The sequence below is a fragment of the Sporosarcina aquimarina genome (genome assembly GCF_033253705.1).
GTDB lineage: Bacteria > Bacillota > Bacilli > Bacillales_A > Planococcaceae > Sporosarcina > Sporosarcina aquimarina.
This window is the reverse complement of the sequence record NZ_JAUBDH010000001.1, coordinates 347,804-368,312: the sequence shown is the minus strand read 5'-3', so window position 1 is coordinate 368,312 and position 20,509 is coordinate 347,804. Positions and strand designations below refer to the sequence as shown.

Sequence of the window (20,509 nt, the reverse complement as noted above, 5' to 3'; positions counted from 1 at the left end):
CTTCAAAAATAAGTCCACTAAATTCGGCAGTCTTCAGCGCACGATGAATTATTTTTCTACAACGTAATAAGTCACCCAAACCGCTTCAAAGCATCTAACGTCTTGTTTCGCTGCTCCATTAACCTTTCGTTTTCCAATAATCGATAGGTCAGAACATCCAAGTAAAACAAACTTGAGATTTGTGTGTTGATGAACTTCAAATCATCGACAAATACATGGTTCGCAATGAGCACCACTTCATCCGCGAGCGCAGTCAGCTCTTCCGCAGTATTTGTTGTAATTACGATAACTTTTGCACCGCAATCTTTCGCTTGCCGGGTGGCGTCCAATACGCTTTGGGTCTTTCCCGTGTACGAAAAACACATGAAGACGTCTTCCTTACGCAAGAGAGTACTTTTCATAACCATTGCATGAGCATCTGTAACTGCCGTGGAATCGATGCCCATTCGCTCGATTCGACTGTTGAATTCTTCGGCTATCAATCCTGAATTGCCGATACCGCAAAACAGCACGCGATCGGCATCGATTAAGTTGGCTGCAATACGTTCAGTTTGTTTTGGGTCCAGGAATTGCTGCGTGGAAGAAATAATAGACATGTAATAATTAGCAATCTGCTCCACTTCTTCGTCATTCGTTCTTTTTTCAGAGCGCGCAGCAAGCAATGCGTACTTCATTTGCTGAAAACTTTCAAACCGGATTTTTTTGCAAAAACGGGTAATACTAGAAGGCGATACATCAATCCCTTCCGCTAGATCTGTAATCGATTTCTGAGCAATATTTTTTTCATTCAACAAGTGTTCTGCAATTTTACGGTCATTTTCCGTGAACTCTGCGCGATGCTTTTGCAGACGATTTTCGAAATCCATAATCCAAATCCTTTCCCAGCTCGGTCTTTCTTTCATCATAGCACAGCCTAAAAACACCGACACCCACGGAATAGTCAATAATCACCCATTGACATATGTGAAAGCGTTTGCTATTCTGATAAAAATATTTCCAGGAGGTGCATTTGAAATGAAAAACTTTTTCGGTAAGGCGCAACAGTTCGGGAAATCGTTCATGTTGCCCATCGCGATTTTACCTGCCGCCGGATTACTTCTCGGAATCGGTGGTGCATTATCCAACCCGAATACGATCAGTTCGTATCCGATTTTAGATCAGACTTTCTTACAAGCACTATTTACTATAATGAGCAGCGCAGGCAGTATCGTCTTCGCGAACCTCCCTGTCATTTTTGCAGTCGGGATCGCAATCGGTCTTGCCCGGTCTGATAAAGGAACAGCTGCGCTCGCAGCACTTGTCGGCTACTTGGTCATGAACGCGACCATTAACGCGATCCTGATTATCACCGATTCAATTGCCGCTGATAACCTTTCCGCTGTCGGACAAGGGACAGCACTCGGGATCCAAACGCTTGAAATGGGTGTGTTCGGCGGTATTGTCGTCGGAATCATGGCCGGTATGCTGCACAATCGATTTAATAAGATTGAGCTGCCCCAGTATTTAGGCTTCTTTGGCGGCTCACGCTTCATTCCGATTGTGACTGCATTTTCATCCATCATTCTTGGGGCTATCATGTATCTTGTATGGCCATTATTCCAGAATCTGATTGCAGAAGCTGGTAACTTGGTCAACGCAACAGGCGTCATCGGAACGTTCCTATATGGATTCATTCTCCGTATGCTCGGACCTTTCGGATTACACCATATTTTCTACTTGCCCTTCTGGCAAACCGGTCTCGGCGGTTCGCTTGAAATCGGCGGCCAGCTCGTACAAGGAACCCAAAACATTTTCTTTGCACAGTTGAGTGATCCTTCTACAACCCAGTTCTATGAAGGCACGTCCCGCTTCATGTCTGGCCGTTTCATCACAATGATGTTTGGACTTCTCGGTGCGGCGCTTGCGATTTACCACACTGCAAAACCCGCGCACAAAAAAGTTGTCGGCGGTCTCATGCTTTCTGCCGCGCTAACGTCATTCTTAACAGGAATTACAGAACCGCTTGAGTTCTCATTCCTATTCATTGCACCTGCATTGTACGTGGTCCACGCAATCTTTGATGGTCTTGCGTTCATGATGGCGGACATATTCAACATTACGATCGGCCAGACATTCTCTGGCGGATTTATCGACTTCATCCTCTTTGGGGTCTTACAAGGACAGGCGAAAACGCACTGGATGATTGTCATTCCTATCGGGATTATCTGGTTCTTCCTGTATTATTTCGTGTTCAAGTTCATGATTAAGAAATTCAATTTCAAAACGCCCGGCCGTGAAGATGAAAAACCGGCGGAATCTGGCGCTGCGCAGCCATCCATCGATCCTCAAGGAAGCCGTCCACATCAGATTATCGATGCGTTTGGCGGTAAAGATAACATTATCGATTTAGATAATTGCGCTACGCGGTTGCGTGTGACTGTTAAGGATGCTGAACTCGTGAACAAAGATGCATTCACTGCAACTGGAAGTAAAGGGATTATTATGAACGGAAATGGCGTCCAAGTCGTCTATGGACCGCAAGTTTCTGTTATTAAGAACGAAGTTGAAGAAGAACTAGAGGCATAAGGAGGAGACAACATGCATCTACCATCAGACTTAATCGTCTCTTGCCAAGCGTTGGAAGACGAACCGTTACACTCGTCTTTCATCATGAGTAAGCTCGCACTTGCTGCGTTCCAAGGAGGGGCAAAAGGGATACGCGCCAATTCGAAAGAAGATATTTCAGCTATTAAGCAAGAAGTATCACTTCCCGTAATCGGCATCGTGAAACGGAATTATCCGGGTTCAGACGTCTACATTACAGCCACTCGTACAGAAGTGGATGAATTACTTGCAAGCGGCTGTGAAGTCATTGCAATGGACGCAACCCTAGCTGCGCGTCCCGCAGAATCGCTGCAAGAATTAGTCCAATACGTACGACAAACTGCACCCAACGTTGAACTTATGGCGGACATTGCGACTGTGGAAGAAGCGATTCACGCGGATCAGCTAGGCTTCGACTATATCGGAACGACATTGCATGGCTATACGGCTGATACTACCGGTAAAAAGGTGTACAACAATGACTTCGCCTTTTTAAAAGAAGTGTTGGAAGCGGTGACTGCACCCGTAATCGCTGAAGGCAATATTGCGACACCCGATATGTTAAAACGGGTATTCGAGCTAGGTGTCTATGCAGCAGTTGTCGGAGGCGCCATTACACGTCCCCGCGACATCACCCGTACATTTGTTAATGAATTAAAAAATTCTCGCACAACTTCTTGAAACACAAAAAGCCATCCGTAATCGGGTGGCTTTTTGTGTTTCAAGTTTAAGTGCGCCTTTACTGCATTGTTCGGAACAATTACTTACACTCAACTCTTTCCTTTTACAGCGGAATCCTCTTCCCTAACCTCTGCGCTAACAGATTTATAAAAGGAAATGGTCATCAGAATAATTATGATGGAGAATGGCAGCGCAGAAATGATGACGGTATTTTGCAGCCCTTGCGTACCTCCAAAATAGACCACTACTGCTGCAACTGCAGCCTGCACAATTCCCCACGCCAATTTAACGGATTGTGCTGGATTGGACACTCCATTTGTTGTGAACATGCCCAGAACGAATGTCGCAGAATCTGCTGACGTGACAAAAAAGATGGCGATAACAATTATCGTTAATATGGACATGAAGAATCCGAGCGGATATTGTTCCAGCATCCCGAACGTCATTGTTTCAATCGGCATATCGGATAGGATTGCGAGTCCCTTGCTCTCTATGTTGAGTGAAGAAGCTCCGAAAATCGCGAAAAAGATGAAACATACGAATGACGGGACAAGAAGCACACCGAGCAGAAATTCTTTGATGGTTCTTCCCTTTGAAATCCGTGCGATGAAAGAACCTACGAACGGAGCCCATGATATCCAGAATGCCCAATAGAATAATGTCCAGTTGTTAATCCATTCACGACTTGTTGCATTTTGCGGTGCCGAACGGAAACTCATTTCAACTAGATCTGTCACATAGCTGCCAAATGCATTTGTAAACATATTCAGGATATAAAGCGTCGGGCCCATGATGAATAACAGTAAGAACAAAATGAACGCGAGTCCCATATTAACCGTACTTAAGTACTTTATGCCCTTCCCAATTCCTGACCATGCGGAAATCATAAACAGCACCGTGGAAATCGCTAAAATAACGAGCTGCATCCAAAATGTGTTCGGGGTGTTGAACAAGTAATGGAGTCCGCCATTGATTTGTGCGGATCCAAATCCTAATGTTGCGGCTACCCCAATCACGGTTGCCAGCACGGCTAATATATCGATTATTTTACCGAATACACCAGTCATTCGTTTTTCTCCAAATAGAGGAATCATCGTGGAGCTGATCAATCCGGGGTAATTTTTGTGGAATTTAAAATAGGCTAATGTTAGGCCAACAATGGCGTAAATGCCCCATGCACTGATTCCCCAATGCAGGAATGTATATTTCAACGAGTCCTTGATGGCCACATCTGTCCCAATCTCTCCGACAGGTGCCGATTTAAATGCATACGTAACAGGTTCAGCTGCTGACCAGAAAACGACTCCGATTCCCATACCTGCACTAAAAAGCATTGCAAACCATGACAGTAAGCTAAATTCGGGTTTAGTATCTTTACTTCCTAATTTAATATGACCGAACTTCGAAAAGATTAAATAAAAGCAGAACACGACGATAGCCGCTACGAGCCATAAATAATACCAGCCAAACAGATTTGCAATGCTTGAAGTAATCGCAGTCGTACTATTTTCTAATGTATCTGGTGAAACAGATCCCCATACCACTAATGCCAAACAGCCAATCAGAGCATACCAAAAAACGGATGTAACTTGTTTCACAACGGTTGCCCTCCTCTCATTTTACGTTTTTGTGCGCTAACTGATTTTACCCCTATCCTACAACTATAAACTTAAAGTTTTCACCAGGTATTCACCTCACCAATTATTTGTGGACTTATGTGAACATTTCATGTTGAAAAGTCGTCTTTTGTGTCGATATATAGTTCTTTATGACTGTATACACTAATGCAAATAATAGATAAGATAGTCTTATCATACAGTGGAGGTTGAACTACATGAGCTGGTCTGTTCTTGGTATTTTCGTTCTGTTCGTCACGTGGGGTTTTACAAAATCGATTTCTTTAGGGTTCGTAATACTTTTAGGTTGCTGTGCCTTATACATAGCCTTTGGTTTCATCAAAAACTATTCAAAACGGCTAAATCAGCCAAAATACATACGACAAACGCCTCGGCAAGAGTTTTTATCAAAAGAATGGAAACGCCTTGAAAACTTACGAAAATCCGGACTGCTTACTGAAGACGAATTCACTGTACAGAGTAGACTCCTTACTTATAATGATTGAGCAACCATAGATAGAGAAAAAGCCAGACGTTTTTCAGCGTCTGGCTTTTTCTCTATTAGTTAAGTTGCTCAAGTGCTTGTTTTACGGTGATGAAATAGCCTTTACCCACTAGTGCACTTCCTGAATTCACAATGGTTTGCGCGAGCTCAGGGCGTAAACCTGTTATGTAGACTTCAATTCCCATTAAGCTGAGAGCACCTTCAATTTGCTGTAAAGATCGGGCGACCCGCTCATCTATCGACCATAATCCTGAAAAGTCCAAGATGACGGTTTCCACATGAAGTTTTGCAATTTTCGGCAAAATAGTATCCAGTATCGCTTCTGCTCGATCGTCTGTAATTTTCCCAATGAACGGCAATATAACGATACCGTCTTGAACAGGTACGATGGGTGCTAACAGCTTGATCAATTCACGCTCTGCTTCATCCCGATATCGATCCGTCAACTGTTCATATGCTAGAAAGGTTTCGCTTAAACTGATATCCAATAATCGATTGATAAGCTTATTGATATTCACATATTCTTTTAGATGCATGTCGAGTTCTGTACAAATTTCATATAGCATATCCGCGAAGACATCCCGTGTTGGCGGATAACGATTTACCACAACTGAAATGCGATGCTTCTTGCGCGCTTGCATCTCCGCGTTGCCAATACTCCATTCCACTAATCGATCCGGCGCTTTAACATCTTCTTGTTCCAGTGAATCCGCTAAAAATCCCCATAAGTCGATATAAGTAAGCAACGCTTTGTCTTTCTCCTCTTCGGAAGCAGGGTCTTTGAATTGAACGCAAACACGGTCTATTACATCTTGAGCAAGTTTATCCTTATGCACGTTAATATATTCAATAAAATCATCGACTCGTTTCATATAGGTACACCTCATCCAATTTGTTGGAGTTAGTATACCCCACTTACTAGGTTAATAGCGACTTTGACCATTTTCAGTGAGTCCGAGCACGATAACGGTTGGTCTTCAAGCAGTAAGAAATACTGAGACGTGAATGAGAAACACGGTCCATTATCGGGGGACCCTGCTATACTGCCGGACATTCACGAACTTTTGATGCAGAACCAATTCTCACCTATCCAATATCCCGTTTCCGATAGCCAGCCACTCCAACTGCACCCAACAATATCGCGACCACCAGCAATCCGATTTCCGCCGTCCAATCCATCGCGACTGTCGGCCATTCAGGAACCCATCCATACGGAGAGAGACGCGTCGCCCACTCTGGGATTTGAAACAGACTGCCAAGATACAACGTGATGAAAGCATAGACAATGTATAGCCAAATAAGCGAACCCGCCTTCGGTACAATTCCGATCACCACTACTGCCAACGCAATCATTATGACAATAGCAGGAATGTAAATTGCACTCGCGCCAATCACTGTTGCGAACGTAAACGGCTCTGTCATCACGCTCTGACTTGCCAGCCATAGACCCGTTGCAGCCAGTGAATTCATCACAATCCCAACCATCACTGAAAACCCGATATACGAAAGGACAAGCTTAGTCCTCGAAATACGGCGGCCAAGCACATGGTCAATTCGTCCATTTCGTTCTTCACTGACGATCTTCTGAACAGCCAACACGCTAGGAATCGTTGCAATGAAAGCCATCACAAGCATAAGCATCGGCAGAAATTGTTCCGCTACCGAAAGATTCGAGTCACCCGCAAGCATATTCGCAAGCAGTTCATTTCCATCAAAAAACGATTCAAGATCCCCCATTACGGAGCCATAAGATATACCAAGCACTACCAACCCAATCGCCCAAATAATCGTCCCTGTCCGTTGCAAGCGCCAAACGAGTCCGAACGGATTGGTCAACGATGCCGATGCACGCGTTCTTCCAGGCCTCGCCGGGATGAATCCCGCTCCAACATCTCGCTTGCTCTGCAACACGGCTGCTACGGTTAAAACAACTAAAGCAGACAAAACGAGCAGCACAATGGGCCAGCCGTTATTTACACTAAACGGCTGCACTTTAGTGACCCACCCAAATGGTGACAACCAGGAAAGCCCAGAATCAGCTACATCCCCAGCCGCCCGAACGAAATACGTTACAACCAAAACCAACATCGACAATGTTGTCGCACCGCGCGCGCTTTCCGCAAGCTGAGCGGAGACAACTGATATCCCGGCGAAAAACAATCCAACCGCCCCAAGTGCAGCTCCATACAAAAATGCTCCCTGCATCCCGATACTTTCAATTCCTAAACTGAAGAGTCCTAACCAAATGACGAGTGCCAGCACAACATTTACCACTAGTAATACCACTACCGCAGATGCAAGTGAAGCCAGCCTCCCTACTGGACGCGAGCGAATCATTTCCGTCATACCAGCTTCTTCTTCAGCTCGAGTAAAACGCACTGCAAGTAAAATATTCATAATCGCAACTGCAACCGCCGTCAACAGAATCATTTGGTGCGAAGTCATGGCGCCAATTGAATAATGCTGTAAATCACCTGGACCAACCATTGCCGTCATAGCTGGATTCCGCATCGTTTCTGCCATCGCATCCCGCTGTTCTTGCGCTGGATACAATTCCTGAAAAGCGGGCGGAACCGATAGCGTGACTGCGGCAATCCCAACGACCCAAAGCACTAATCGAATGGCGTCCCGTTTTAGAATGAAGACTGACAACCGACCACATTTCTTAAATAGTTTGCCCATCAGGAATCACCTTCAACAATCGACTCTCCGTAATGCTGCATGAACAAATCTTCAAGCGTCGGCGGTGCACTTTCCAATCGTTTGATACCAAACGTACTTAAATGCGTCATGATTCCATTCAGTTCGGCTGCATCCGCTTCGAAACTCCAGCCATCCCCGGAATTCATGAGCGCATAGATTCCATTGAATTTATCCAACCCTTTCACTGGCACTTTCGTTTCAACGTATAGTTTCGATCTCGTCAAATGACGCAACTCCGCGAGCGTCCCCGTCTCCACTAACTTACCTGACCGAATAATCCCAACCCGATCACATAGGCGTTCCACTTCAGACAAAATATGGCTCGACAGCAGCACACTTTTCCCTGCCGCCTTCACCGTTTCCACACATTGCTGGAAGACACGTTCCATCAGAGGATCCAGGCCGGACGTGGGCTCATCAAGGATGAACAATTCAGCATCAGAGGCAAACGCCGCCACGAGAGCCACTTTTTGACGATTTCCTTTTGAATACGTTCGGCACTTTTTAGAAGGGTCGAGGTCAAACTTAGCAATCAATTCATCGCGACGCATGGTGTTCACATCCCCTTGAAGACTCGCAAATAAGTCAATCACTTCTCCGCCCGTCAAATTCGGCCACAAATTTACATCGCCAGGAACGTATGCAATCTTCCGATGGATTTCAACCGCATCCGACCAAACGTCGCGGCCAAAAATCGTCGCCACGCCCGCATCCCGTTTCAACATCCCAAGGAGAACACGAATCATCGTCGACTTGCCCGCGCCGTTTGGTCCTATGAATCCAAATACTTCTCCTTTCTTCACTTCAAGATCGACGCCATCCAGCGCTGTAAATTTACCGAACGTCTTCGTCAATCCCTTCACGTCGACAATCGTCATCTTCATACCTCCTGTTTATAATAAATTCTCTTCAGCATTTCCAAAAATGCATAAAATTCTTTCCAATATGGTTCCAATTCTAACTCAGCAAAATTCTGACCATCGAGTTTGGCAAGCAGCTCCTGCGAATATCCTTCAATCGACCAGCCAATCAATTTCAAGATTTCATCAGAATCTACATCTTCACGAAATTTCTCCGTATCAATTCCATTGAACATCCTCGCCATACCCTCAAGCTGCATCTGATGCAATCGATGAGCGAGTGTGGCAGGAACTTTTGACTCTTTTTCCAACATGACTTGCCCGATGAAATGAAAGAGATCCGGATGCTGTTCATAAATTCCGATTTTTAACTTAGCTGAGCCTTTCATCCGCTCGATGAAATCCGGTTCAGAATCATCGATATAGAGTACCGAGAACTCCTCCATTATCTGTATGGCATGACTTATTAAGTATTCATATAAAGATTGTTTCGTCTTAAAATAGTGAAACAGCATCCCTTTACCAATTTGCGCACTTTTAACGATCCGGTTGGTGGAAGCCTGTTCATAAGAGTTTTCAGCGAACTCATTGATGGCTGCATCCAAGATTCGTTTTTTCTTCGTTTCATCTAATATATCAAAAGATTTCAATTTAATTACACCTCAATAGACCATGTCGGTCGATTTTATAGTATATAAATAGACCACCTTGGTCGAAGTAAGCATATCATACTTCTACCCAGGCAGTCTATTAAATTTCTGAATATTCAACACCCCGAAATTATGAAGGTCCACACAAAATTATTGTGCATAATTTCAGGTATAGTTAATGAGCGAAACTTTCATAATTCTTTCAATTTCATTCAACTTTTTCATAAAGAACGTATTATCGTCCCTCAAACTAAGTTCCAACGTCATCTCTATATAGCCTCTTCGCACGTTTTTAGACTTTAACGACGAGGAGTTTCTCTAGTAACTCCTCATCTAAAAGATCGCATCTTCCCTTTACGCTTCTTTCGATTCGGTCGTTTTATCCACACCCATAAGCTTAGAACAGCCAACAAAATAATACATATTGATACCGTTAAAATGACACCTGGGTACTCTTCATTCCAACCATTAGGAGATACATGGACGTTGTAGATTCCAATATATGCCCATACGAGAACAAGTCCATAGGAAGCTAGCCAATTTTTCAGCAGTGTTAAAATTCCGATTGCTGTTCCAACTAGGAGGATGATGATGGTCCATGCTTGATCAGACAGACCAAATCCGTTCCAATCTATCGATACGAAATATGCGGTAATGTTTGCGATTGTGGCAACAGTAATCCAGCCGAAGTAGATACTGAATGGCAGACGGATGAAAAATTTCTCTTTAAATGAAAGGTCTGCTTTTACTGTCATGCCATTGACAAGAATCAGGCTGACCAGCATGACGAGCATGAGCACGATTGAAATCACTAGATATCCGTAATGCCATGCCAAAATCCAACACGCATTCGCAACGGAGGTAACGGAGAAGTAGACTGCCAGCTTTTGCATAAGCTGCTTTACTTCAGAACGCTCTCCGGAACGGAAGAACCCTAACTGATATATCACATGAAATGCTAACAACACATAAATGAGTCCCCATATTGAAAAGGTATATCCTGCCGGTGCGAACAAATTACTATATAAGTCGGATACTTCTCCGGTCGTCATGCCGTTTAACGGCAGTGCATTGGCTAAGTAATTCATCACAATCATTAAGATATATGTAACGAGTACGATAATGCTCATCTTTTCAAACTTCCTTCTTCTGCCCATGAAAACACCTCTTTTCCTGAAATCTATTCTTATACAGTCTATTCCTGATATCCCTTCAATTAAAACAATTTCACTTCAATTGTACCTCTTTCATCCGATTGGCATACCACTCATAAAACCGCTTCGCTTCAACAATTGGTACATCTGCAAGTAAATCGTGACGTACAGGTTTTGCCCGATTAATGATGCCAATTGTCGCAAGCCCCATCCACTGTTGAATCTTGGTTCGTTTAACGGATACTTCAATCACTTTATGACGGCTCGTAAGTAACGTCGTCTTTCCAAAAGTCCCCTCACTCAGCTGGATGAACTGGTCTGTAAGTGCATAATTCGTATTGAAGTAGTTTAGTATTCTACCTACTACTAGGAGCAATAGAAAAACAAGCGATACAAGCAGCCAGCCATAGTGTAATCGGAATATCTCTGGTCTAAAGTACGTGAGTAGTGCCGTTACTATGAGCCAGAACCAATAGGGTTTTATGAGACGAGCCCAAAGTGCTTTTTTAGGAAGTTTTTTCGTAGTTAAACTGACTTCGTATCCTGGCAGCAACTCTGAGATTATGGAATACGCCCGCTTCACAGGAAGAAACGGATACAGCGTACTCACCTCATCCTCATCATCTCCAAGGTCCCCGGCGCTAATTAGCTTCACTTCCGCAAGTCCCAGAATTCGTTTCATGAACGACTGTGTAATTTCTACTGCCTGAACGCGGCTTTTCAATATAGAAAACGCAGTCTCGTCAAGCACACCTTTTGCGATGTATATTCGGCTTTCATCTGAAGCAATTTCGTATTTCCCATATCGAACAAACGTCACAATTATTCCAATACCAATAGCAACCACAATCAGTAAAATGATGATTCCTGCGATAACCCATCCTGAAGTAAGCAGGCTTGCTAACCAGCCCTCCACCCGTTCTTCAACGTCAAAAAACCGATTGATTTTAGAGAACAGGGAAGCTCCGATAACGATGATGAGTAAGAAACTAAATGAGGTGAACGATGCTTTAATGGTATCTTTCCGGGTAGGCGTGAAGTGAACGATACGTTTTGGCGCTTCAGAGTGTTGAGCTGGAACTGCTTCTGATTCGATTTCAGATTCTATCTTGTTACTGTCCGGCGCCACAAACTCTTTTACCAATGCCTCCAAACGATCCGCTTCGGAACGTTTCAACACGTCAAACTTCACATTCGAATTCATTCCAGATGTACCCGTCTCAAAAGTGATTGAAGTCACGCCAAACAACTTATGAAGAAACGAAGTATGGCGCTGAACGTTTTGGATTTTGTCGAAATAAACCGTCCGCTCCGTTTTCTCAAATAACCCGTTTTGTAAATGAAATGCAAGCTCGTCTACTGCGTATTTTCGGGTGAACCATTTTAATACACTTCCAGCTAGTGTTAACAGAACAGAGAGCACTAATACGATACGGCCGAGCTTAGAGAACCAGGAGTCTGAACCTATATTTAGCGCGACTATTACGAGAAGGAACGCAAAGTTTTTGATGAAGTCCGCCAAGTCGAAAACGAGCGATAACGGGTGATACCGTTGCATGTCATTCATTCGTCCACTTCCCTAATCTTCGCATACAGGGCAATCTGATTCCTAACGTCAACCGCCACTTCTTTAGGCAGCGCGGGTATCTCATGACTGGAGCCCATCGTTTCAATCGTTAGCGAATATAATCCAAACTTACGCAAAATCGGTCCTTGATTCGTAGACACCGCTTGAATTTTGGTCATGGGAATCAGCTCATGAGTTTCATAAAATGCACCGGATTTAATCTGCAAAAACTCATCACTAAACCCATATCGAAAATGCTTATGTACATAAAAAGGACGGAATCCAATCGACCATATCCCGGAAATCAGCATCAATGCAACAGCAATCCACACGATCCAACGACTCCATTGTCCCCAAGAAAAGTAAATACTCACAGCAAAGAAAATTCCTATAATTGCCAACATAATCACATGTCCAATCGCAGACCCCCACCTAAACGCAGGCACTGCATGTTTCGCCAACCGATGTGCTGGTACTTCCATCGTATGCTCCATTGGAGTCCCCCTAACTTATTCCTTTCCTCTATTACAACAAATTTCGACGAATGTTACAAAGGAATCGATGAAATTATGTAGTTGAGCTTGCTTGAGTGCGCCGTTGGCTACCAATTAATTCCTTAAACTAGGTTGAATTGTAATCTATTGCCGATTAATTCTCCCATAGTGCCGATTCTTCCCGCGATAATGCTGATTCAAAGCTTCATATTTCCGATTCCACTCGCCAAACTGCCGATAACCGACGCCATTTTGCCGATTCCTCAGAAGCATGTGCTTGCCCGTACAAAAATAAGCGCAGCGCCACCAATTAATCCCTTAAACTAGGTTGAATTGTAGTCTACTGCCTATTAACTCTCCCATAGTCCCGATTCTTCACGCGATAATGCCGATTCACAGCTTCATAGTTCCGATTCCACTCGCCACACTGCTAATAACCGACGCCATTTTGCCGATATGCCCTCCTCAACACAAAAAATCCCGCTGCACACTATGCGCCCACGAGATTTCATTCATTATCTATCTACTATCGCCGAAGCCGCATCACCCAGCACATGCAGCTCATGCATCGGCCGCGTCATCGCGACATACAGCAACTTGCGGTCAATCGGCGTATCCCGAAATGGATCGTCAAACGCGGCCACAACAACAGCGTCAAACTCCAATCCTTTTGACAAAACACTAGGCACAATCAGCATGCAGGAGTCATCGATATCACTTTGGTCGTCCAGCAATTGCACCGGCATCTCCGCCTTCAGCAGAACCGCGTACAAACTTTTCGCTTCTGCATTCGTTTTGCAAATCATCGCCACAGAACGATGCCCCCGCGCCACGATTTCATCATAAATCTCTCGGATTTGATCGATATCTACCTTATCCATCTCGTAAAAAACAGGCTCAATTCCATGCCGAACAACCGGCTCGACAAGCGGCAAGTCCTCCTCCATCTGCGCAAGAACCGTATTCGCTAGATTCATAATTTCAATCGTCGTCCGATAACTTTTCTGCAGCGTCGTATACGTCGCTTCCGGGAGCATTTCTCTTACCGGATCCCACGACGTCAACGACCGATAACTGTGAATCCCTTGCGCCAAATCGCCCACAAGTGTAAACAAATCCGTCTCCAGTCCATCATGCAATGCAGTCAACTGATATTCACTATAATCCTGCGCCTCGTCAATGAAGACAACACGCATTTTCCACTCACTTGCAAGTCCCTTCAATTGGACATGCAAGTCATATAAAGCAGCCAAATCCTCAGTTTCCCACGTGTTTTTCGCATGCGCTTCCCGGAATGAACCCATGAATGCCTCGGACCACTCTGGCGCAATTTCTGCCTGCAAGGTACCATCCGTCAGCCAATTCCGATACAATTGCTTCACGTTGAACTTTTTGAATTTCTTCATATAAGAAGCTACTTTTTGCTTGCCTTCCTTCTCAATGCTTGGAAGTCGCCCGTCACGCTCATCCATGATTCGCGTAATCCGTGTCCGACGCTTTTCATCATCACGAATTCCATATAATGCTTTATCGAGCGCCGCCTCGTATTTATCCGACAGCAACGTATACAGCTGCTTTCTTTTACGCGTCACTTCCGTTTTCATAATGAGCTTAATACGCTCCAACCGCTTTTCAATTGGCAGATATCCGAAGTCTTCCAGGAATAACTTCTGCAGCCGCTTCGCACCCATAATCCGATATTTATCAATGAAAACATCTTCAAACAGCGCAACCGTTTCCGCCTCCAACTTCTTCACGTAACGCTTCATTATTGTCCGATACTCCTGAGAACCTTTCATTCTGGCAATCAAAACTTCGGTTTCATCCAACGAATCTGAAGACGCCAAACGCTCGAGCTTTGCATTCGTATCCGTCAACTTCATCTTTAGACCCGTTGCATTCAACATGTATTCTTCAAAAGTCGTCTGGCAAATATCACCGACACCGAGCTCCGGTAAAACGTCACCGATGTAGTCCATGAACAGCTTACTAGGTGCTAATATCATTAACTTATTTGCTGGGAAATCCGTGCCTTTTGTATACAGAAAGTAAGAAATCCGGTGCAGGGCAATCGTGGTCTTTCCACTGCCTGCAGCACCTTGTACAATAATCGGTTTTCGTAAACTCGCGCGAATAATATCATTTTGCTCGGACTGGATCGTCGAGATGATTTCCGTCAGCCGGACGTCCGCTTTTCCTGCGAGCGCTTCCTGCAGCAGCTCATCATTCGTCGTCAAATCGATATCCCGGACATCAAGCAATTCACCGTCTTCAATCTGGTATTGACGCTTCGAATGCAAGTGTCCGCTCACTTCTTCGCCCCGGACATCATACGTTAAATCGCCCAAACGGCCATCGTAATACACATTCGCAACAGGCGATCGCCAATCGACGATAATCGGATCTTGCGTCTCTTGATGAAACACAGATGTTTTACCAATATACAAAAACTGATCCTTTTCATGTTCAGGCTGAAAGTGGATGCGCGCAAAATAAGGCTTTTGCTGAACCGCTTCAAAAGCCTCTTTTTGGGATCGTGCCATTTCAAAAAAACGAGTATTCGTGAGGATATTAATGTAGCTCAAACTGGAATCCAAATAATCCAGATCCGCCATCGCGTGGCGAACTTGTTCTTGAGAGGCGTCGACATCACGTTGCGACTCTTCCAAAAGCCGTCGCATGTAACGCACCGTGTAGTCCAGACGCTCAGCCTCAAACTCAAAATCAGGGTGTCTCTGCATGTACAGATCCTCCGCTTTCCTAGAATTTGTCCTGTCGTTTCCGGATAAAGATATGAACTTGGGGAAATTTTAAACAGAAGATGATTGTACCACTCGAGGAGGGAGAGTACAAGATAATATAACAGAAAATTCAGTAGTGGAATTCGAATGGTGTTATCCTAGAATATTGGATTGTGCCAACACTACAGCTCTTAATCATACTAAATTGTACTCTATTTCCGATAAACTCTTTCAAATTGCCGATTCCTCCCTGCATAGTGTCGATTCTGCTTAAGATAACGCCGATTCCCCACTTGATAGTACCGATTGCGTCATTGGTCATGCTGATTAAACCTTTCATATTCCAACTCCAGTCATCGCCTCCAAGTTAAATATGTAAATGTGTTTCATTCACACTTTTAATATCTGAATAATGTGTTATTATATATTCATCATTATAGAAAGGAAGTGACCATAATCATTCTTAAAGAACGAACTCCGCCTCTACTGATTGAAGGGTTAGAATCTGCATTGCGGAGGCTATCACCAAATCATCCCGCTATCCCCAAAATCCAAGCGCGGCTTTCGTCCATAAAAGCTGGATTCGGCGGTGAAGAAGAATTAGACCGTGTACTTCGTGACTACAACTTCCCAGCGAATACATGGATTTTGAATGACCTCTCCCTATCTTCACGTACACTTTTCCAAATTGACACGTTACTGCTCACACCTGAATTCGCAGTGATTTGTGAAGTGAAAAACATTTCCGGAGAACTAACCGTTAAGGAAAATCCTCCACAATTATTGCGTGTTGCAGACGATGGAACAATAACAGGGTTTATAAGTCCGCTCGCACAAGTGGAAAATACTTGCTCACTATTTAAAGATTGGCTGCTCAGTCAACAGATTGATATACCTGTTTATGGATGCGTTGTTCTCGCTTACGCTAAGCAACGTATAACGATCCCGCCAACCCATATACCAATATTATTTCCACGTCTAGTTCCAAACTATGTAAGAAGCCTGCATGCCGACTCACCGAAATTGACAAGTAATGAATTGCGTCAGCTGACAACTAGTTTGATAAATGCACACAGAGATTATCTACCGGATTCAATTTGTTCCATTTTCGACATTACTACAGATTCCATAAAAAAAGGAGTGGCTTGTCCGTCATGTGAGCAAATTGGAATGAGGAAACGTGGGAAAGGTTGGTTTTGCACGTCATGCGGGACTCGTTCAAATGATGCCCATATCCAAGCAATCCGGGACTGGTTTATGTTATTTAACAAGCCGCTCACCAATACATGCTGTCGATCTTTCCTTGGTGTTAAAAATCCAAGAACTGCCTTAAATCTTATGACTACCATGGAGCTAACTGCCAACGGCAATAACCGAGGACGTACCTATACATTAAAACTGAACAAGCGCAGACAAAAGCACACATAATTTGTGTGCTTTTTTGCATGGAAACTATAGTACAAACCACTACCCAGGTAGGAATTCACTCTACTCAAAACAAGCGCAACGCTACCAATTGATCCCTTTAAACAGGCTGAATTGTACTCTATTGCCGATTAACTTCCCCATATTGCCGATTCAGCATGGACCATGGGCTAGCCCACTTAAAACAAGCGCAGCGCTACCAATTAATTCCCTTAAACAGGCTGAATTGTACTCTATTGCCGATTAATTCTCCCATATTGCCGATTCTTCTCACGAACATGCCGATTCCCGTCGCCAAAGTTCCGATTCCACCACTCAACATGCCGATTCTCCTCCCCATGTTGCCGATTCCCCACCCGATCCCCCGCACCACTCTCCCTCCCAACAAAAAAATCCCCCGCAAGCCTTCTAACTCGGCTAGCGGGAGATCCCTTATTCACTCTTATTCTTTCAAGTCTTCAATTGAATCAATGTCCATATATTCTGGAACTGTCAATCCAATCTTCACGCCTGTCATGCTTGTCCCCACGTCTTCAAACTTGCCGTCGTATTTCTCAGCATATGTTTTGTGAGTTACTGGCAACCAACCTGCGAGCAATGCGTCTGCACTGCCGTCCGCAACGGCTGTCCACATTGGACCGGCTTCAACTTGTGACATCTTCACTTTATAGCCTTGGTCTTCTAATACTTTTGCCATTACGTTTGTGCTGGCAACCGTACTGTCCCATGCTACATAAACGAACTTGAATTCATCACCATCGACTTTGTCCACGCCTTCTGTCCAAGAATCGACTTTGTCTTGGTTCTCGTCGATCCACGCTTGCGCTGCTTCTTCCGGATCTTCTCCATCGATAATCGCAACCATCACTTCACCCATATCTTCTTCGTCCCACTTGAAGTTCTCAAGGATTTGGTGAGCTTCTGGCTTGTCTTTGGCCAAATCTAAACTACCGATTGTATGGATTTCTTCCTCGCCGCCGTATGAACCTTCAGGATCATCCAAGTATTTCAAGTCATACTTCGTAAACATCCAGTGTGGTGACCAGCCTGTGATGATGATTGGGTCTTCTTTGTCATACGCCTTCTTCAAAGCGGCTGTCATTGCAGCACCTGAACCCGTCTGCAGCTCCCACTTATCCAAACCGTAATCTTCAATCGCTCGACCCGTCGCTTCCATAATTCCTGCACCTGGGTCAATCCCCGTGATTTTATAATCAACCATTTCCCCAGCGGTTTTATCCGCAGAAGCTCCATCCTTACTTGCATCGTCATCCCCACATGCTGCAAGCCCTAATGCCAATAGTGATACTGCGCTCATTCCTGCTAACTTTTTCGTTAAATTCATGATTCTTTTCCCCCTTGTTTTGTTCTTCCTGCGTGCTGTGTAATGCGGTCTAGAATAATTGCCACGAGTACAATTGCGACACCCGTTTCAACACCTACACCTGTTTTCAATTGTGTTACGGCTTGATACACTTTCGTTCCAAGTCCCGGTGCACCAACCATTGATGCGATAACAACCATCGATAGCGAAAGCATGATACTTTGGTTGACGCCCGCCATAATATTCGGTTTCGCGAGTGGAATCTGCACTTTCAACAAACGCTGCCACGTCGTCGAACCGAATGCCTCTGTCGCTTCTATCAAGTCTTTCGGAACTTGCTCAATACCGAGCATCGTCAAGCGAATTGTCGGCGGCATCGCAAAGATAATCGATGCGACAAGTCCGGGTACGACCCCGATATTGAAGAAGAAGATTGCCGGAATCAAGTACACGAACGCTGGCATCGTCTGCATCAAGTCCAAAACCGGAGTAATTATTCTCTTAGTCGTTAAACTCTGAGACATCCAAATTCCTATTGGCACACCCACGATAATCGCAATGGCAACTGATGTCAGCACTAGTGCGAGCATTTGAAGCATCGGATACCAATAGCCTAAGTAGTCAATGAAGAGAAAGCCGATTAGTGTAAACAAGGCAATTTTCTTCGTGGAGAACCACCATGCAAGCAATGCAAAAATCACTGCCAACAAAATCGATGGCGGGAAATCCATTATGTCAACAAACGTTTCAACTGTTGCTTCCAGACCCGTTGCGATCCCGTCAAATACCGGTCCGAACACGTCTACCAACCAGTCAACACCTGTATCAATCCAATCTGCAAACGGTAAGCGTGGTAACAACTCATTCATGTGCAGTCACCTCCGCTTCCGGCTCGATGACTTCTGTAATCTCGCCGTTTTCGTTAATGAATGCATTATCTCCTGCAAGCGCTCCGATCATTGCACCGCGGATAATTATGCCTTTCAAACGATTCTTTTCATCTACGACTGCAACAGGGATAGTTGCTGTAGAAACTACGTCGAACAGTTCTGTTAGTACGCTATCTCCTGTCACCGTGATGACATCCTTAATCAGCACATCTTCAATCTTCAGTCCTTTTTCGGCAGCATTCACAGCATCCTGAGCTGTCAATGCACCCATGAGACGCCCGCCTTTGTCGACAACATAGATTGACGAAATTCGCAAACTCTCCATTAAACGAAGCGCAACACGCGGCCCTCTATCAATCTGCACGGTGTCTGCATGTTTCATAATGTGGTTTGCAGTCAATACTTTAGATAAGTCGACGTCTTCTACAAAACGCTCAACATAGTCATTCGAAGGATTCATCAGAATTTCTTCTGGTGATCCGATTTGGACGATTTCACCGTCTTTCATCAGTGCAATCCGATCTCCGATTCGCAAGGCTTCATCCAAATCATGCGTAATGAAGATAATCGTTTTGCCCATGTCTTCGTGCAACTGCAGCAATTCGTCCTGCATATCTTTTCGAATCAATGGATCTAGCGCACTAAACGCTTCGTCCATCAATAGAATATCAGGGTTATTTGCGAGTGCACGTGCGAGTCCAACACGCTGTTGCATACCACCACTCAACTGTCCTGGGTATTGAGCTTCATAGCCTGCAAGCCCGACAAGTCGTAATGATTCAACCGCTTGTTTTTCACGATTTTCTTTCGGTGCTCCTTGAATTTCAAGGCCATACACCGTATTTTGCAATATCGTTCTATGCGGAAACAATGCGAAGTTTTGGAACACCATGCCGATTTTCTTACGACGCACATTGCGTAACTGTTCCTTATTCATCTTCACGATGTCTTCTCCGTCCAACAGGATTTGACCAGCTGTTGGGTCAATCAATCGATTCAACAAACGGACAAGCGTCGACTTTCCGCTTCCGGAAAGACCCATGATGACAAATATTTCACCATCATAAACGTCGAATGCAGCATTATTCACACCAACAGTCGCTCCTGTTTCTTTCAATATCTCTTTTTTCGATTTTCCTTCTTTAAGAAGTTGAGCGGCGCGCTTGCTCGATTTACCGAAGATTTTCGATGCGTTTTTTACTTCAATTTTCTTTTTAAATGTTGTTTCTTCCATGCGAACCCCCCGCTTCATTTCTTAACGATGTTTATCAGTATAGCTGTAACACGTTTGTAATACAAGGGATTTACTTAATAAA

General features: G+C 44.4%; 18 protein-coding genes. 4 read left to right on the top strand and 14 right to left on the bottom strand.

Annotated features, from left to right (window positions below; genetic code table 11):
- Positions 1 to 71: 71 nt before the first annotated feature.
- Positions 72 to 866 carry a MurR/RpiR family transcriptional regulator gene (locus tag QT716_RS01745; RefSeq protein ID WP_317934003.1) on the bottom strand — a complete coding sequence of 265 codons (795 nt, stop codon included), beginning with the start codon at positions 864 to 866 and terminating at the stop codon, positions 72 to 74.
- A 148-nt stretch (positions 867 to 1,014) separates the two neighbouring features.
- Here QT716_RS01745 and QT716_RS01740 point away from each other — a divergent pair, with 148 nt between their 5' ends.
- Entirely contained in the window at positions 1,015 to 2,565 is a 1,551-nt protein-coding gene (locus QT716_RS01740) for a maltose/glucose-specific PTS transporter subunit IIC (RefSeq protein ID WP_317934001.1), read from the top strand.
- 12 nt (positions 2,566 to 2,577) lie between these two features.
- Positions 2,578 to 3,264, top strand: coding sequence for an N-acetylmannosamine-6-phosphate 2-epimerase (locus tag QT716_RS01735; RefSeq protein ID WP_317934000.1), 687 nt, complete (start codon positions 2,578 to 2,580; stop codon positions 3,262 to 3,264).
- Between the two features lie 89 nt (positions 3,265 to 3,353).
- Here the strand turns inward: QT716_RS01735 and QT716_RS01730 are convergent, their stop codons facing one another.
- Positions 3,354 to 4,862 (bottom strand): BCCT family transporter, encoded by a 1,509-nt coding sequence (locus QT716_RS01730; RefSeq protein WP_317933999.1) that lies wholly within the window; start codon positions 4,860 to 4,862, stop codon positions 3,354 to 3,356.
- Between the two features lie 236 nt (positions 4,863 to 5,098).
- Between QT716_RS01730 and QT716_RS01725 the strand changes: the two genes are divergently transcribed.
- Positions 5,099 to 5,386 carry a hypothetical protein gene (locus QT716_RS01725; RefSeq protein ID WP_317933998.1) on the top strand — a complete coding sequence of 96 codons (288 nt, stop codon included), beginning with the start codon at positions 5,099 to 5,101 and terminating at the stop codon, positions 5,384 to 5,386.
- Positions 5,387 to 5,441: 55 nt separating this feature from the next.
- Here the strand turns inward: QT716_RS01725 and QT716_RS01720 are convergent, their stop codons facing one another.
- The 8 genes from QT716_RS01720 to QT716_RS01685 all read right to left on the bottom strand — a co-directional run bounded on the left by QT716_RS01720 (position 5,442) and on the right by QT716_RS01685 (position 15,554).
- Complete coding sequence (locus QT716_RS01720; RefSeq protein WP_317933997.1) at positions 5,442 to 6,257, bottom strand: STAS domain-containing protein; 816 nt, start codon at positions 6,255 to 6,257, stop codon at positions 5,442 to 5,444.
- 214 nt (positions 6,258 to 6,471) lie between these two features.
- On the bottom strand, positions 6,472 to 8,067 hold the full coding sequence (locus QT716_RS01715) for an ABC transporter permease (protein WP_317933996.1): 1,596 nt from the start codon (positions 8,065 to 8,067) through the stop codon (positions 6,472 to 6,474).
- The gene (locus tag QT716_RS01710; protein WP_317933994.1) at positions 8,067 to 8,966 is read right to left on the bottom strand and encodes an ABC transporter ATP-binding protein; all 900 of its coding nucleotides are present in this window, start codon (positions 8,964 to 8,966) and stop codon (positions 8,067 to 8,069) included. The genes QT716_RS01715 and QT716_RS01710 overlap by 1 nt, the downstream gene beginning before the upstream one ends.
- 2 nt (positions 8,967 to 8,968) lie before the next feature.
- Entirely contained in the window at positions 8,969 to 9,598 is a 630-nt protein-coding gene (locus tag QT716_RS01705) for a TetR/AcrR family transcriptional regulator (protein ID WP_317933993.1), read from the bottom strand.
- Positions 9,599 to 9,927: 329 nt separating this feature from the next.
- The gene (locus QT716_RS01700) at positions 9,928 to 10,755 is read right to left on the bottom strand and encodes a tryptophan-rich sensory protein (protein WP_317933992.1); all 828 of its coding nucleotides are present in this window, start codon (positions 10,753 to 10,755) and stop codon (positions 9,928 to 9,930) included.
- 70 nt (positions 10,756 to 10,825) lie between these two features.
- Entirely contained in the window at positions 10,826 to 12,319 is a 1,494-nt protein-coding gene (locus tag QT716_RS01695) for a PH domain-containing protein (protein ID WP_317933991.1), read from the bottom strand.
- On the bottom strand, positions 12,316 to 12,813 hold the full coding sequence (locus QT716_RS01690) for a PH domain-containing protein (RefSeq protein ID WP_317933990.1): 498 nt from the start codon (positions 12,811 to 12,813) through the stop codon (positions 12,316 to 12,318). Before QT716_RS01690 ends, QT716_RS01695 begins: the two co-directional genes overlap by 4 nt.
- 515 nt (positions 12,814 to 13,328) lie before the next feature.
- Positions 13,329 to 15,554 (bottom strand): HelD family protein, encoded by a 2,226-nt coding sequence (locus tag QT716_RS01685; protein ID WP_317933988.1) that lies wholly within the window; start codon positions 15,552 to 15,554, stop codon positions 13,329 to 13,331.
- Between the two features lie 414 nt (positions 15,555 to 15,968).
- Between QT716_RS01685 and QT716_RS01680 the strand changes: the two genes are divergently transcribed.
- Positions 15,969 to 16,982 (top strand): nuclease-related domain-containing protein, encoded by a 1,014-nt coding sequence (locus QT716_RS01680; protein WP_317933986.1) that lies wholly within the window; start codon positions 15,969 to 15,971, stop codon positions 16,980 to 16,982.
- Positions 16,983 to 17,175: 193 nt separating this feature from the next.
- On the opposite strand, the gene QT716_RS01675 is transcribed toward QT716_RS01680, so the two are convergent.
- The 4 genes from QT716_RS01675 to QT716_RS01660 form a co-directional block, all read right to left on the bottom strand.
- Positions 17,176 to 17,349 carry a hypothetical protein gene (locus QT716_RS01675; RefSeq protein ID WP_317933985.1) on the bottom strand — a complete coding sequence of 58 codons (174 nt, stop codon included), beginning with the start codon at positions 17,347 to 17,349 and terminating at the stop codon, positions 17,176 to 17,178.
- Between the two features lie 72 nt (positions 17,350 to 17,421).
- Positions 17,422 to 18,324, bottom strand: a complete 903-nt coding sequence (locus tag QT716_RS01670) for a glycine betaine ABC transporter substrate-binding protein (protein WP_317933983.1) — start codon at positions 18,322 to 18,324, stop codon at positions 17,422 to 17,424.
- Positions 18,321 to 19,172: an ABC transporter permease gene (locus QT716_RS01665; RefSeq protein ID WP_317933981.1), complete on the bottom strand. Its 852-nt coding sequence runs from the start codon at positions 19,170 to 19,172 to the stop codon at positions 18,321 to 18,323. The genes QT716_RS01670 and QT716_RS01665 overlap by 4 nt, the downstream gene beginning before the upstream one ends.
- Positions 19,165 to 20,427 carry a quaternary amine ABC transporter ATP-binding protein gene (locus QT716_RS01660; RefSeq protein ID WP_317933980.1) on the bottom strand — a complete coding sequence of 421 codons (1,263 nt, stop codon included), beginning with the start codon at positions 20,425 to 20,427 and terminating at the stop codon, positions 19,165 to 19,167. The genes QT716_RS01665 and QT716_RS01660 overlap by 8 nt, the downstream gene beginning before the upstream one ends.
- Positions 20,428 to 20,509 lie beyond the last annotated feature (82 nt).

What these genes read in the sequence shown, in the direction of transcription:
- QT716_RS01670 (WP_317933983.1), bottom strand. Translation starts at nt 18,324, where the DNA reads ATGAATTTAACGAAAAAGTTAGCAGGAATGAGCGCAGTATCACTATTG.
- QT716_RS01720 (WP_317933997.1), bottom strand. Translation starts at nt 6,257, where the DNA reads ATGAAACGAGTCGATGATTTTATTGAATATATTAACGTGCATAAGGAT.
- QT716_RS01735 (WP_317934000.1), top strand. Translation starts at nt 2,578, where the DNA reads ATGCATCTACCATCAGACTTAATCGTCTCTTGCCAAGCGTTGGAAGAC.
- QT716_RS01685 (WP_317933988.1), bottom strand. Translation starts at nt 15,554, where the DNA reads ATGCAGAGACACCCTGATTTTGAGTTTGAGGCTGAGCGTCTGGACTAC.
- QT716_RS01660 (WP_317933980.1), bottom strand. Translation starts at nt 20,427, where the DNA reads ATGGAAGAAACAACATTTAAAAAGAAAATTGAAGTAAAAAACGCATCG.
- QT716_RS01740 (WP_317934001.1), top strand. Translation starts at nt 1,015, where the DNA reads ATGAAAAACTTTTTCGGTAAGGCGCAACAGTTCGGGAAATCGTTCATG.
- QT716_RS01665 (WP_317933981.1), bottom strand. Translation starts at nt 19,172, where the DNA reads ATGAATGAGTTGTTACCACGCTTACCGTTTGCAGATTGGATTGATACA.
- QT716_RS01725 (WP_317933998.1), top strand. Translation starts at nt 5,099, where the DNA reads ATGAGCTGGTCTGTTCTTGGTATTTTCGTTCTGTTCGTCACGTGGGGT.
- QT716_RS01695 (WP_317933991.1), bottom strand. Translation starts at nt 12,319, where the DNA reads ATGAATGACATGCAACGGTATCACCCGTTATCGCTCGTTTTCGACTTG.
- QT716_RS01745 (WP_317934003.1), bottom strand. Translation starts at nt 866, where the DNA reads ATGGATTTCGAAAATCGTCTGCAAAAGCATCGCGCAGAGTTCACGGAA.
- QT716_RS01710 (WP_317933994.1), bottom strand. Translation starts at nt 8,966, where the DNA reads ATGACGATTGTCGACGTGAAGGGATTGACGAAGACGTTCGGTAAATTT.
- QT716_RS01715 (WP_317933996.1), bottom strand. Translation starts at nt 8,067, where the DNA reads ATGGGCAAACTATTTAAGAAATGTGGTCGGTTGTCAGTCTTCATTCTA.
- QT716_RS01690 (WP_317933990.1), bottom strand. Translation starts at nt 12,813, where the DNA reads ATGGAGCATACGATGGAAGTACCAGCACATCGGTTGGCGAAACATGCA.
- QT716_RS01700 (WP_317933992.1), bottom strand. Translation starts at nt 10,755, where the DNA reads ATGGGCAGAAGAAGGAAGTTTGAAAAGATGAGCATTATCGTACTCGTT.